This window comes from Bradyrhizobium barranii subsp. apii, from assembly GCF_011516635.5.
GTDB lineage: Bacteria > Pseudomonadota > Alphaproteobacteria > Rhizobiales > Xanthobacteraceae > Bradyrhizobium > Bradyrhizobium barranii.
Map to the genome: position 1 here is coordinate 7,791,858 of NZ_CP096255.1, position 11,748 is coordinate 7,803,605.

Annotated in this window: 9 protein-coding genes and 1 pseudogene; 3 read left to right on the forward strand and 7 right to left on the reverse strand. The window is 64.0% G+C overall.

Features of this window, described 5'->3' with window-relative positions; translation table 11 throughout:
• Positions 1-2 precede the first annotated feature (2 nt).
• From HAP41_RS37385 to HAP41_RS37395, 3 genes are all read right to left on the reverse strand, one after another.
• Positions 3-734: an amino acid ABC transporter permease gene (locus tag HAP41_RS37385; protein WP_063985667.1), complete on the reverse strand. Its 732-nt coding sequence runs from the start codon at positions 732-734 to the stop codon at positions 3-5.
• A 116-nt stretch (positions 735-850) separates the two neighbouring features.
• Positions 851-1,762: an amino acid ABC transporter substrate-binding protein gene (locus HAP41_RS37390; protein ID WP_166083567.1), complete on the reverse strand. Its 912-nt coding sequence runs from the start codon at positions 1,760-1,762 to the stop codon at positions 851-853.
• Positions 1,763-1,862: 100 nt separating this feature from the next.
• On the reverse strand, positions 1,863-3,248 hold the full coding sequence (locus HAP41_RS37395; RefSeq protein ID WP_166083566.1) for a M20 family metallopeptidase: 1,386 nt from the start codon (positions 3,246-3,248) through the stop codon (positions 1,863-1,865).
• A gap of 285 nt (positions 3,249-3,533) precedes the next feature.
• On the opposite strand from HAP41_RS37395, the gene HAP41_RS37400 reads away from it, so the two are divergent.
• Entirely contained in the window at positions 3,534-4,913 is a 1,380-nt protein-coding gene (locus HAP41_RS37400; RefSeq protein WP_166083565.1) for an LLM class flavin-dependent oxidoreductase, read from the forward strand.
• A 229-nt stretch (positions 4,914-5,142) separates the two neighbouring features.
• On the opposite strand, the gene HAP41_RS37405 is transcribed toward HAP41_RS37400, so the two are convergent.
• Positions 5,143-6,750, reverse strand: coding sequence for a thiamine pyrophosphate-binding protein (locus HAP41_RS37405; protein ID WP_166083564.1), 1,608 nt, complete (start codon positions 6,748-6,750; stop codon positions 5,143-5,145).
• A 40-nt stretch (positions 6,751-6,790) separates the two neighbouring features.
• On the opposite strand from HAP41_RS37405, the gene HAP41_RS37410 reads away from it, so the two are divergent.
• The gene (locus HAP41_RS37410; protein ID WP_224580638.1) at positions 6,791-7,333 is read left to right on the forward strand and encodes a TfoX/Sxy family protein; all 543 of its coding nucleotides are present in this window, start codon (positions 6,791-6,793) and stop codon (positions 7,331-7,333) included.
• Here HAP41_RS37410 and HAP41_RS37415 read toward each other — a convergent pair.
• Together HAP41_RS37415 and HAP41_RS37420 are read right to left on the reverse strand one after the other, a co-directional pair.
• Positions 7,287-7,793 (reverse strand): GFA family protein, encoded by a 507-nt coding sequence (locus HAP41_RS37415; RefSeq protein ID WP_071909458.1) that lies wholly within the window; start codon positions 7,791-7,793, stop codon positions 7,287-7,289. The two genes, HAP41_RS37410 and HAP41_RS37415, sit on opposite strands and share 47 nt — an antisense overlap.
• A 226-nt stretch (positions 7,794-8,019) precedes the next feature.
• Positions 8,020-9,147 carry an alkene reductase gene (locus tag HAP41_RS37420; RefSeq protein WP_166083563.1) on the reverse strand — a complete coding sequence of 376 codons (1,128 nt, stop codon included), beginning with the start codon at positions 9,145-9,147 and terminating at the stop codon, positions 8,020-8,022.
• Positions 9,148-9,240: 93 nt separating this feature from the next.
• Between HAP41_RS37420 and HAP41_RS37425 the strand changes: the two are divergent.
• A pseudogene (locus tag HAP41_RS37425) lies at positions 9,241-10,076 on the forward strand (IS5 family transposase).
• Positions 10,077-10,205: 129 nt separating this feature from the next.
• Here HAP41_RS37425 and HAP41_RS37430 read toward each other — a convergent pair.
• Positions 10,206-11,702, reverse strand: a complete 1,497-nt coding sequence (locus HAP41_RS37430; RefSeq protein WP_166083562.1) for an aldehyde dehydrogenase family protein — start codon at positions 11,700-11,702, stop codon at positions 10,206-10,208.
• Positions 11,703-11,748: the final 46 nt, after the last annotated feature.

An 11,748-nucleotide genomic window follows, 5' to 3' on the forward strand; every position in this document is an offset into this window, starting at 1 on the left:
TGCTATTTCCCCGTGATGTAGCCGGGGATCGCGACCCAGCGCTCGAGGAAGCGCATCGCGGTCACGACAATGGCGTTGACAAGGAGATAGAGCAAGGTCGCGGCCGTGAAAGCCTCGAACACCTGGAACGAGAATTCCTGCATCGAGCGCGCCTGACCAGTCAACTCGATCAGGCCGATCGTGATGGCGACAGCCGTGTTCTTGATGGTGTTGAGGAACTCGGAGGTCAGCGGCGGCAGGATGATGCGGAACGCCATCGGCAGCAGCACGTAGCGATAGCCTTGCACGGTGGTCAGCCCGAGCGCGGTCGCCGCCATTTTTTGGCCGCGCGGCAGCGAGCCGATACCGGCCTGCAATTGTATCGCGACGCGGGCCGACATGAAGAAGCCGATGCCGATCGCGGCCGTCCAGAACGGCGCGTTCGGCAGCTGCTTCAGCCAGAGGCCGGCGGCCTTTGGCAGCAATTCCGGCAGCACGAAGAACCACAGGAACAGCTGCACCAGCAGCGGCATGTTGCGGAAGAACTCGACCCAGCAGAAGCCGAACCAGTAGGCGCCCTTGGACGGCAGCGTGCGCATGACGCCGACGAGCGAGCCGAAGATCAGCGCGATGATCCAGGCGAGCGCCGCCGTCTTGAGGGTCAACACCAGTCCCGACAGCAGCATATCGAGATAGGTGCCGGTCCCCATCGGGTTCGGCTCGAAGAAGATTCCCCAGTTCCAGTGGTAGTTCACGTGTCCCCCGCGCGAACGCGCCAGCTATGGATGTCCCGGCGCCTATGCAAATGTCCGGCCACTCTGGTGTCAAGAGTGGCCGGACATCATCCCGATCCGGAGACCGAGGTTATATCTTACTTGTAGTCGTCCGGGTTCGGCGAGTCCGAAGGTTTCGCGAACTCGTTCTTCAGCTCGGCCGAGATCGGGGTGTTGAGGTTGAGGCCCTTCGGCGGGATCTTGGCCGTGAACCACTTATCGTAGATTTTCAGGCCCTCGCCGGAGGTGTAGAGCGCAGCGGTTGCTCCATCGACCACCTTCTTGAACGGCGCGTCGTCCTTGCGCAGCATGATGCCGTAGGGCTCAGGCTTGGAGAACGCGTCCTTGGAGATGACATAGTCGTCCGGCGTCTTCGAGCCGGCAACGAGGCTCGCGAGCAGAACGTCGTCCATCACGAAGGCGACCGCGCGGTCGGTCTCGACCATCAGGAAGGCCTCGGCATGGTCTTTGGCCGGGATGATATTGGCACCCAGGCTCTTCGCGACATTGGCCTCGGTGAGCTGCTTGATGTTGGTGGTGCCGGCGGTGGAGACCACCGTCTTGCCCTTGAGATCGTCGATCGACTTAAGGCCGCTCGACTTCTTGAAGACGTAGCGGCTGGCAGTCAGATAGTGCGTGTTGGTGAAGGCCACCTGCTTCTGGCGGTCGGCATTGTTGGTGGTCGAGCCGCATTCGAGGTCGATCGTGCCGTTGGCCATCAGCGGAATACGGGTCGCCGAAGTCACCGGATTGAGCTTGACCTCGAGCTTGTCGAGCTTGAGCTCCTTCTTCACGGCGTCGACGATCTTGTAGCAGATGTCCATCGCGAACCCGACGGGCTTCTGGTTGTCGTCGAGATAGGAGAACGGGATCGAGGAATCACGGAAGCCGAGCGTGATGGCGCCGGTGTCCTTGATGTTCTTCAGCGTGCCGGTCAGCTCCTGGGCCCCGGCCTGGCTGACGGCGAAGGTCGCGGCGAGCGCGAGGCCGATGCTACGGAAATGTCTCACTTTTTTATTCCCCTTTCAGGATGATGCGGCCCGGATGCAAGCACAGATTGGGCCGGATTAGAATGTGACTTTCGGCTGGATTGCGGCTCAGGTTAATGGCTCAGCTTAATGGCTTGGGCAATTCCCCGAGATCCCAGAACAGCCCGGCCATCACCGTCAAGGCCTCTTCGGTCAATGGCAGCAGGATGTGCTCATTGGGCGCATGCTGGGAGCAGCCGGGATAGGAGTGCGGGACCCAGATCGTCGGCAGGCCCAGGATCTCGGAAAACACGTCGTTGGGCAGCGAGCCGCCGAAATTCGGCAAAACGGCCGGCGCCTTGCCGGTGGTCTCTTTCACCGAATCCGCCGCCCATGTGATCCAGGGGCTGTCGAAATCGGTGCGCGACGCCGCAAAGCTCTGGGCGGCCCGCACCTCGACCATCGGAAAGCCCTTTTGCACCAGATGCGCGCGGACGGCATCGATCAGGCCGTCGACCTTGGTGCCGACCACGAAACGCAGTTGCAGCACGGCATTGGCGTGGCCGGGGATGGCATTCGCGGGCTTCTCGATATTTCCGGACGACATCGCCAGCACTTCGAGCGTGTTCCAGGCATAGAGCCGCTCGGCGGCCGACAGCCCTTCCTCGCCCCAGTTCTCCGCGAGCGCCGGCTCGTCCTCGGTCGGCACCACCTGCACGTCGGCGAGATAGCTGCGGATCTGGTTGGTGAGCCGCGGCGGCTTCAGCGCATCGAGTTGAAGCCGGCCATGGCCGTCAACCAGCGTCGAGATCGCGTTGACGAGAATGGTCGCGGGGTTGGCGAGCACGCCGCCCCAATTGCCGGAATGATGGCCGCCATCGCGCAGATTGACGTCGAGATGAATGCGGATGCCGCCACGGCAGCCCAGGAACAAGGTCGGCCGGTCGGCCGACAGGCGCGGTCCGTCGGAGGCCATGAACAGATTGGCCTTGAGCGCATCGCGATTGAGGTCGCAGACCTTGCCGAGATCGGGCGAGCCGATTTCCTCGCCCATTTCGACGATGAATTTTGCGTTGAAGCCGAGCTTGCCGCCGCGGGCCTCGCGCACCGCGCGGAGTGCCGCCATGTTGATGCTGTGCTGGCCCTTGTTGTCGGCGGTGCCACGGCCATAGAGCCGCGTGCCCGCAACCGTCGTGCGCCAGGGATCGCGGCCGTCGCGCCACTCCCCCTCCATGCCGTCGACGACGTCACCATGGCCGTAGATCAGCACGGTTGGCGCTGACGCGCTCTCATGATGCTCGGCGAACAGGAACGGCGCCTTGCCGCTCGGGGATTCGACGATGCGGCTGGTAAAGTCGAGCGCAGCAAAGGAGGGCATCATCTCCTGTTCCAGATAGCCGCGCAGCTCGGCGCCGCGCGACGGGTTCTGGCTTTCGGTCTTGAAGGCCACACGGCGGTCGAGCTCGGTGAGGAACGCACCGGATTTGAAATCGTCACGGGCGCGGGCGATGGCGTCGGCTCTTGTCATGGCTGGTTTTTCGAGGCGTTGGGACGAAGGACCTTACCCGAGACAGGTAGCCCTTCGAAAGTGGCGGGGACTTGGACAGTTCTTGTAGTTCTCTTGCGATTTCGTTCTTGCTCTCTTGAGATTGGCTTGCCAAGAGCGGGAGCGCCGCTGATCTTGGCCTTGCCAAGCGCAAGCCTTTCTATTCTTGGCCCTTGCCAAGGGCCAAGAATATGCAAGAACTTCGCCAAGTTGAGGCGCACGTTTATCATTCGAAGAGCGCTCGGTACAGGGCGCCGGGGGATCATCATGGCCAAGCAGATCAGGCTCAACGCCTTTGCGATGAATTGCGTCGCGCATCAATCACCCGGGCTGTGGACCCATCCGCGCGATCGCACCGCCGAATATAACCGCCTGCCTTACTGGATCGACCTTGCCAAAACGCTGGAACGCGGCCGCTTCGACGGGTTGTTCCTGGCCGACGTGCTCGGGGTCTATGACGTCTATGGCAGCAGCCCTGACGCGGCCTTGCGCAACGCAGCGCAGACGCCGTCGAACGAGCCGCTGCTGCTGCTCTCGGCGATGGCAGCGGTGACGCAGAATCTCGGCTTCGGCGTCACCAGCAATCTGTCCTTCGAGCCGCCCTACCCGTTCGCGCGGCGGATGTCGACGCTCGACCATCTCACCGAGGGACGGATCGGCTGGAACGTCGTCACCGGCTATCTCGACAGCGCCGCGCGCGGCGCCGGCAAGGACAAGCAGACCGGGCATGACGACCGCTACGACATCGCCGACGAATATATGGAGGTGGTCTACAAGCTATGGGAAGGCAGCTGGGAGGACGACGCCGTGCGGCGCGACCGCAAGCGCGGCATCTTCACCGATCCGAGCAAGGTTCACCGTATCAATCACGAGAGCGCGAACTACCGCATCAACAACACCATCCACCTCAGCGAGCCGTCGCCGCAGCGAACGCCCGTGCTGTACCAGGCCGGCACCTCGCCGCGCGGCCGGCAGTTTGCGGCGAAACACGCCGAATGCGTGTTCATGTCGGGACCATCGGCCAAGATCATTGCGCCGCGCGTCTCCGCGATCCGCCAGGAAGCCGCCGCGCTCGGCCGCAACCCGGCGGAGATCCTGATGTTCAACATGATGACGATCATCCTCGGCAACACGGAAGCCGAAGCGGCGGCGAAATATGCCGACTACCGGTCGCATATCAGTCCGGAAGGCGCGCTGGCCCTGATGTCGGGATGGACCGGCATCGACTTCTCCGGCTACGAGCTCGACCAGCAGGTGCGTCACGTCCAGAACGATGCCGGCCGCAGCGCACTCGACAACGTCACCCGCGGCGACCCCGACCGCGTCTGGACCGTCCGCGACGTCATCGAGCATGTCGGTATCGGCGGCGCCGGTCCGGTCGTGGTCGGCACGCCGGAGAGCGTCGCTGACAAGATCGAGGATTGGTTCGAGAAGACTGACGTCGACGGGCTGAATGTCGCGTTCGCGATCTCGCCCGGCGATTTCGAGGATATCGCCGACATGCTGGTGCCGGAGCTGACCAAGCGCGGCCGCTACAAGCCGGAATACGCAAAGGGCACATTGCGGGAGAAGCTGTTCGGCGACGGCCGTGCGAGGCTCGGTGCACCGCATCCGGCGGCGGGGTATCGGGTGGGGAAGAAGGGGTAGAAGCCGCTAGGTACGCTGTCATGCCCCGGCTTGCCGCCTTCGCCAAATGGCTTCGGCGGCCGAGCACCCTTGTTGCCCCGGCGTAGCCTTGGCGGAGCCGGGACCGGGGCATCCAGTACGCCGCGGCCTATCGAGGAATCACAGCCGTCTCTGGAATACTGGATCGCCCGATCAAGTCGGGCGATGACAGCTGAGAACATGGCGAGCACCGACGCGATGGCGCGCTGCCCTACACCTTCCCGTCCACCATCACCTCGATCAGCTTCGTTCCGGGGCGGTTGAACGCCGACGACAGCGTCGCCTTCAGCTCACGGGGATCACTCACCTTGATCGCCTCGCAGCCGAGCGCCTTCGCGATCCCTGCGAAATCCACCGGCGGATCGACAAAATCCATGCCGACGTAATTGTCGTCGCCATGGAAGGCGAGCAGGCGCTGCTTGATGATGCGGTAGCCGCCATTGTTGGCGATGACGACGTTGAGCGGCAGCTTGTGATGCGCCGCCGTCCACAGCGACTGGATCGAATACATCGCGCTGCCGTCGCCGGAGAAGCAAACCACCGGGCGATCCGGATTGGCGATGCTGGCGCCGACGGAGGCCGGCAGGCCCCAGCCGATGCCGCCGGAGGCAAGCCCATGATAGCCGAAGCGGTCGCGGTGCGGACGCAGCGCCGTGATCTGGCGGCTCGAGGTGAGCCCTTCGTCGACGAGGATCGCATGATCGGGCATGGCCTCGACCATTTGCAGCACCAGGAAGTCGGGATCGATGGGGCTGCGGCCGGCGCTCTTGCCGATCTGCTCGACCAGCGCGGCACGCCGCGCGGTCCAGTTCTTCGGCGCGAGTTCGACGAGGCGCTGCTTTGCACGGCTTGCCAGCGCGGCGCCGCCCATCTCCTTCAGCACCGGGATCAGCGCCCGCAGCGTTTCCTTCAGATCCGCCTTCAGCGCGATTTCGGCCCCGTAGTTCTTGGCGATCTCCCAATCGACGAGGCCGATCTGCACGATGCCGAGTCCGTCGGGCAGCGCATCGACCTCGCTATAGACCGACATCCGCAGGGGATCGCCGCCGAGTGCGATCAGGAGGTCATACGGCGCAAGCGTGTCGCGCGCGACCTTCTGCACGCGGGCCAGCGTGCCGAGGAAGCTCGGGCTTTCCGAGAGGAAATGCGAGCCATAGGGCGTCGAGGACTGATAGGCGGCCGCACCAAGCAGCTCGGCGAGTTCGGCGGCCTCCTTCAGCGCATCGCTCTTGACCACCTCGTCCATGGTGACGATGACGGGACGTTCGGCCTTGAGCAGCCGCGCGGCAAACGCCTTCAGTGCCTCGTCCGACGGCTTTACGCGGGCATCGATCCGGGTGGAGCGGCCGAGATCGATGCCGGCCTCGCTGTTGAGGATATCGCCGGGCAGCGAGATAAACACCGGCCCGGTCGGCGGCGTCACCTCGACCGCCCATTTCACCAGCGGCTCGGCCATCCGCACCAGCGGGCCATAAAGCACCGGCTCCATCAGGCCGTGGCCCTGCTCCTGCTGGCCGGCGGTCAGGATCATCGGCGTGCCCGTGAACTGGGCGTTGTAGAGCGAGCCCATTGCGTTGCCGAGCCCCGGCGCGACATGGACGTTGCAGGCGACGAGCTTACCGGAGGCGCGGCTGTAGCCATCCGCGATCGCCACCACCAGGCTCTCCTGCATTGCCATCACATAGGTGAGATCAGGATGGTCCTTCAGCGCATGCATGATCGGCAGCTCGGTGGTGCCGGGATTGCCGAACAGATGGGTGATGCCCTCGTCCTTGAGCAGCGCGAGAAAAGCGGAGCGGCCGGTAATCTTGTTCTTCATGTTTCCTCCAGGCCCCGCGGGCGCTGCCGCAAGGTGAGGCATGATGGCCGAACTTGGCCGAGGCACGCAAGGAAGCGCCGTCATGGCAGACTTGCGTCGGCGCGGGCAAGCTGGGAACATGCTCGGGCGTAAACCTGCACGGGGAGACGCGATGGCCTATGACGAGAACACCGCGGCGCGGGTGCGCAAATTGCTGGCGGGTCAGCGAGACGTCGCGGAAAAGAAGATGATGGGCGGCCTCTGCTTCATGGTGAACAACACCATGTGCTGCACCGTAAGCGGGCGCGGCGGCATGCTGATCCGTGTCGGCCCGGACGCGCACGCCCGCATGCTGCAGGAGCCGCACACCAGCCCGATGGAAATGCGCGGGCGCATCATGACCGGCTTTGTGCGCGTCGCGCCGGACGGCTATCAGAGCGATGCCGATCTGAAAAAATGGGTCAAGCGCGGGCTCGACTTCGTGGCGACGAATACCGCGGGACGCAAAGCGGCGCCGCGGAAGGCTGCTGCGGCGAAGACCAAGGTCGCCGCCAGGGCTAAAGCACCTCCTCGCGACCGAGCTCGAAAGGGTCTTCGCCGCTAGCGCGCTTCTTCTTTTTCGAGCGCTGCCAGACCACGCCGGGAAAACCCTTCAGCGGCACCAGCGGCTCGCCGGTATAGGCCCATTCCTGAAGCTCTTCGATCGCGATGTGATAGAGCGGCTGGCGGCCGGTGCGCTCGTTGAACAGTGCGCGGGGGATGTTGACCATGTGCGGTCCGCGCGGCCGCTCGTACGCGATCGGCGTGCCGCAATGGGCGCAGAAGCTGCGCGCGGTCCTGCTCGCCTTGTCCTCGTAGCGGGCGAGCGCGGCTTTCCCCGAGGTGATGCGAAAGCGCTTCTTCCAGCTTCCGACATAGGTCGCATAGGCCGCGCCGTGGGCGCGGCGGCTACTGGCAGAATGGTCATGCCAAGCCCAACGCGCGGGGACGTCGATCTCGAAGGTGACCTTACCGCAGAGGCATTGGCCGGTGGCGGTTCCTGCGGCGACTGCGGCTTTGGCCATGGTAGGTCCTTCCGTCGTCATTGCGAGCGCAGCGAAGCAATCCAGACTGCCTCTGCGGAAAGACTCTGGATTGCTTCGCTACGCTCGCAATGACGGAGTTTGTGGGCTCGTCGGAGCTACGAATATAGACCTGTAGCCCGGATGGAGCGAAGCGCAATCCGGGGAAGTCTATCGGCGAGGTGAGAAACCCGGATTTCGCTGCGCTCCATCCGGGCTACGAAGGTCTCTACGCCGTCGCGAGCTCGTCATACACCGGGTAATCCGTATACCCCTTCTCCTCGCCGCCGTAGAACGTCGCGCGGTTATATGGCGTGATCGGATAGTCGTGCCGAAGGCGGCGCGGCAAATCGGGATTGGAGATGAAGATGCGGCCGAAGGCGATGATGTCGGCGTGGCCGTCGGCGATCGCCGCATTCGCGGTCTCGCCGGTGAAGCCGCCGGCGGTCATCAGCACGCCGCTGTAGAGCGGGCGGAACAGTACCATCGCCGACGGCACGTTCTCCCAGTGGACATCGGCACGGCCGGCGCCGCTGGAGCGCGGCTCGATGAAGTGAAGATAGGCAAGGCCGAGCTTGTCGATCGCCTTCACGACGTGCGTGTAAAGCGGCATCGGATCGGGCTCACCGGAATCATTGGCGATGCCGTGGGGCGACAGCCGCACGCCGACGCGGTTCGCGCCCCAGACGTCGATGGCGGCCTGCGTGACTTCGAGCAGAAGCCGCGCGCGGTTCTCGATTCCGCCGCCATACTGATCGGTGCGCTGGTTGCTGCGCGACTGCAAAAACTGCTCGAGCAGGTAGCCGTTGGCGCCGTGGATCTCGACGCCGTCGAAGCCGGCGGCGAGCGCGTTCTTGGCGCCCTGCCGGAAGGCCTCGACGATGCCCTTGACCTCGTCGGTCTCCAGCGCGCGCGGGGTCTCGTAATCAGAAATCTTGCCGTCGGCGGTCATCGCCTTCATGCCTTCGGCCTTGATCGCAATCGTCGAAGCCGAGACCGGCAGCTCACCGCCGTGGAAGGACGAATGCGAGACGCGGCCGACATGCCAGAGCTGGAGGAAGATGATGCCGCCCTTGGCGTGCACGGCATCCGTCACCTTGCGCCAGCCGGCGATCTGCGCCTCCGAATAGATGCCGGGCGTCGCGGGGTTGCCGCGGCCATGCGAGAGCACGGGGGACGCTTCAGCGATGATCAAGCCGCCTTGCGTGGCGCGCTGGCCGTAATATTCGGCGTTGAGCGGCCGCGGCGAAAAACTCTCGCGCTCGGCGCGCATGCGCGTCAGCGGCGCCAACGCGACGCGATGCGCGAGCTTGTACGGACCGACCTGCAACGGTTTGAACAACGCCTCGAATTTCATGTGGGCCTCAGTGTCTGTTCCAAAACATGTTGAGTCGAATGAATCGGTTGTGATTCAAGGTGAGCGGCCTGATTCGATGGGGACGCGCCGCCAATGTGGACTACCGAGAACCGTGCACGCTACGACCGCAGCCGCCTGCGCTATCCGAGCGACTTGACCGACGAGGAGTGGGCGCTGATCGCGCCTCGCATCCCGCCGGCCAAGCGCGGCGGCAACAAGCGTACGGTGGACCTGCGCGAGATTGCCAACGGGCTGATGTACATCCTGAGCACAGGTTGCCAGTGGCGCGCGATCCCCAAGGACCTGCCGCCGCGCTCGACGCTGTATGGCTACTTCGATCTGTGGAGCTGGAACGGCACGCTCGATAAAATTCATCACGCCCTCTATGTCGAATGTCGCGAAAGGGCCGAGCGCGAGGCTTCTCCCACCGCCGCCATCATCGATAGCCAGAGCGTGAAAAGCGCTGAAAAAGGGGGCCTCATGATCTCCATGGCTACGACGCGGGCAAGAAGATCAAGGGCAAGAAGCGGCACATTCTCGTCGACACGCAAGGCCTCTTGATGCACGCCATCGTGCATGCGGCGGACATCCAGGATCGCGACGGCGGCGTGCTCCTGATGGCAACGTTGTTCGGCCTCTATCCCTTTCTTCTGAAGCTCTACGCCGACGGCGGATATCAAGGGCCACATTTCCAGAAGGGGCTGCGTAGCGCTCTGAAGCGCGTGAACCTCGAAATCGTCAAACGCTCCGATCAGGCTCACCGTTTCGTCGTCTTGCCCAAACGCTGGATCGTCGAGCGTACCTTTGCCTGGCTCGGGCGATGCCGAAGACTGTCCAAAGATTGGGAATGCTTCAATCACAGGGCGCTCGCCTTTCTCAAGCTGGCCTCCATCCGACTCATGCTGCGAAAGCTATGCAATCCAAGGTAATCTTTCCGGACAGACTCTCAGACGGCTATGGAAGGATGCGGATCATATAGCGAGGGGCGGCCCCTGGAAAAGGCGCCGCCCCATTAAAAGCAGATATTCCCTCTCGCGGAACGCCGGAGAGAGCAGGCCCTACGCCGTCTTGATCCAGACGGCCTTCACGTTGAGATATTCCTCGACGTGCTGCTTGCCGGATTCGCGGCCGTAGCCGCTCATCTTGTAGCCGCCGAAGGGCACGGCCGGGTCCATCGCCTGGTAGCAGTTCACCCACACCGAGCCGGCGCGCAAGCTCTTCGCCACCGCATGGGCCTTGCTGACGTCGCGCGTCCACAGGCCCGAGCCGAGGCCGAACGTGGTGTTGTTGGCGCGCTTGACCAGTTCGTCCATGTCCTTGAACGCGATCGCGGAGATGACGGGACCAAAAATCTCCTCCTGCGCGATGCGCATGTTGTCCTGCACGCCCGCGAACACCGTCGGCGAGACGAAGAAGCCCTTCGACAGCGCGCCTTCGGTGACGCGACCGCCGCCGGCGAGCGCACGCGCGCCTTCCTTCTGGCCGATGTCGAGATAGCCGGTGACGCGCTTGAGTTGCTCCTCGGACACGAGCGGGCCGATCTGCACATTGGGATCGAGGCCGTTGCCGACCTGCAGCTTCTTGCCGAACTCGGCGACGCGGCCGACGAACTCTTCGTAGACCGACTGCTCGACGAACAGGCGTGTGCCGGCGCTGCAGATCTGGCCGGAATTGGCGAAAACCGCCATCGCAGCGCCGGGGACGGCGGCATCGAGATCGGCATCGGCGAACACGATGTCCGGCGACTTGCCGCCGAGCTCGAGCGAGACGCGCTTGAGGTTGCCGGCCGAGGCGCGGATGATCGATTGTCCCGTGACATGCGAGCCGGTGAAGGCGACCTTGTCGACATCATGATGCGAGGCAAGCGCAGCGCCCGCGGTCTCGCCATAGCCGGGCACGACGTTGATGACGCCGGGCGGAATGCCGGCTTCCATCGCCAGCTCGGCGATGCGCAGCGAGGTGAGCGGCGCCTCTTCGGCAGGCTTCAGCACCACGGTGCAGCCGGTCGCGATCGCCGGACCGATCTTCCAGATCGTCGCGGTGAGCGGGCCGTTCCAGGGAATGATGGCACCGACGACGCCGATCGGCTCCTTCAGCGTGTAGGAGAAGATTTCGCCGGGCAGCGAGTTCTCGATGGTCTCGCCATGGATCGCGGTGGTCTGGCCGGCGTAATAGCGCAACATGCCGACGGCGCGCAGACGATAGGCGCGGGTGCGGCTGAGGGGCGCGCCCATGTCGAGCGTGTCGAGCTGCGACAATTCGTCGAAATTCTTCTCGACGAGGTCGGCGAGCTTGAGCAGCAGGTTCTGCCGCTCGAACGGTTTTACTTTGCTCCAGGGGCCTTCGAAGGCACGGCGAGCGGCGGCGACCGCACGGTCGATGTCTTCCTTGTCGCCCTCGGCGACCGTCGCCAGCAATTCGCCAGTGGCGGGGTTGTGGGTCTCGAAGCGCTTGCCTGAGGCAGCATCGACCCACTTCCCGCCGATCAGCATCTGCTTGTAGGACCCGTTGGCGAACGGATGGCGCGTGATCGGAATAGCCTGCGACACAGCCATGGCTGCACTCCCTGTCAAATGATTGATTGGTTCGATCTGGGCGGGA

What these genes read in the sequence shown, in the direction of transcription:
- HAP41_RS37395 (WP_166083566.1), bottom strand. Translation starts at nt 3,248, where the DNA reads ATGACAAGAGCCGACGCCATCGCCCGCGCCCGTGACGATTTCAAATCC.
- HAP41_RS37400 (WP_166083565.1), top strand. Translation starts at nt 3,534, where the DNA reads ATGGCCAAGCAGATCAGGCTCAACGCCTTTGCGATGAATTGCGTCGCG.
- HAP41_RS37405 (WP_166083564.1), bottom strand. Translation starts at nt 6,750, where the DNA reads ATGAAGAACAAGATTACCGGCCGCTCCGCTTTTCTCGCGCTGCTCAAG.
- HAP41_RS37410 (WP_224580638.1), top strand. Translation starts at nt 6,791, where the DNA reads ATGATGGCCGAACTTGGCCGAGGCACGCAAGGAAGCGCCGTCATGGCA.
- HAP41_RS37415 (WP_071909458.1), bottom strand. Translation starts at nt 7,793, where the DNA reads ATGGCCAAAGCCGCAGTCGCCGCAGGAACCGCCACCGGCCAATGCCTC.
- HAP41_RS37420 (WP_166083563.1), bottom strand. Translation starts at nt 9,147, where the DNA reads ATGAAATTCGAGGCGTTGTTCAAACCGTTGCAGGTCGGTCCGTACAAG.
- HAP41_RS37430 (WP_166083562.1), bottom strand. Translation starts at nt 11,702, where the DNA reads ATGGCTGTGTCGCAGGCTATTCCGATCACGCGCCATCCGTTCGCCAAC.